Origin of the sequence: Algoriphagus terrigena DSM 22685 (assembly GCF_000429445.1) — a bacterium.
Taxonomy (GTDB): Bacteria; Bacteroidota; Bacteroidia; order Cytophagales; family Cyclobacteriaceae; genus Algoriphagus; species Algoriphagus terrigena.
Window position 1 is genome coordinate 1 of the sequence record NZ_KE386905.1, and the last position, 1,135, is coordinate 1,135.

Consider the following 1,135-nt stretch of genomic DNA (forward strand, 5'->3'; position numbering starts at 1 on the left):
CCCAATTACTCACCATATCCCTGCGCCGAGGTCGAAAAATCTGATCCATTTTACCTGGGGTTAAAACCCCAGGCTATGGTATCGGCCGTACCTACGGCACTTTCCTCTAAGCTTAAGACCTTGCCGTTTTCCCTCTTCGCAAGTTCCAATTCTCCGCTTCTTTCTCCTACACAAGGTTATACAACGCCATAGCAATCCCTTATCAACGTGCAGTCAGTCTCATACTTAGTTCGGGGATTGTACCGGCACGGTCCGGCATGGCTTCGCTCAGCCTACCGCCTGAAGGAATAACAGAGCAGGACAGAGCCGGTAGCGACAGTGGAGTAACCATGGGATTGATAAACCGCTGTTAGGGCTCATTATACGGGCTTATTGGTTCAATTCTAGGCGTACACGGGCAGGATGACTTCAAAACCAACCACATTGTGATAGTACATGGCGAGGCTGCTGACTGGCAATTTCCCTTGCAGCAAAGCCACTGCTGCGTTGGGGTTCCGCCATACCATCGTCATACATACGTCACACATACGTTGGGTTTTGTCCATATTTTCCCCGGAATGCTTTATTTTCCTTTGTTTCCAAATAGTCCACTTTGGGCCCGCCGACGTGCCTGTTACTCACTTTTTCCGTTGTCCTGCTTCCCCCTTCATCCTGTTGTCCTGCTTCTCCTGAAGCCGGACTATTTACCACTCAACCACCTTCTCCGTATCTCGGCATCAAGATCCCTGTGTCATCGGAATTTCTGCGCCGAGGTTGAAACATCTTATCCATTTTACCTGGGGTTGAAACCCCAGGCTATGGTATCGACCGTACGTACGGCGCGCGTTGTTTTGGCCCCAAAGCCGTACCAGACAAAAAACCAATACGAAAAAGTACCAGGCGCAATCGGCGAAGGTAGGGCCCTGCAGGATTTACGGTTTTTGGTTCTGCGGAAAACCGTAAAAAAACAGGTTAGCTCGTGAGTGGGCGAGCGAGATCCACCTGTTTTTAGGTTTGGAGCAGGACAAAAAATCCAATCGTCCACCTAATAATTGTCTAGTAGAAAACACCACCGATTGGAAGTAAAGACTGGGGCCCGAGGGTTTTGGGTTACTTTTTGCCCCACAAAAAGTGACGAAGGAAAAAATCTGCGAGC

2 protein-coding genes are annotated in these 1,135 nt (G+C 49.4%); one reads left to right on the forward strand and one right to left on the reverse strand.

Going from position 1 to position 1,135, the window contains the following annotated elements; genetic code table 11:
* On the forward strand, positions 1-192 hold a 192-nt coding region (locus G459_RS30335), incomplete at its 5' end, for a hypothetical protein (RefSeq protein ID WP_211234431.1).
* Positions 193-383: 191 nt separating this feature from the next.
* Here G459_RS30335 and G459_RS30115 read toward each other — a convergent pair.
* On the reverse strand, positions 384-527 hold the full coding sequence (locus G459_RS30115; RefSeq protein ID WP_157373483.1) for a hypothetical protein: 144 nt from the start codon (positions 525-527) through the stop codon (positions 384-386).
* Positions 528-1,135: the final 608 nt, after the last annotated feature.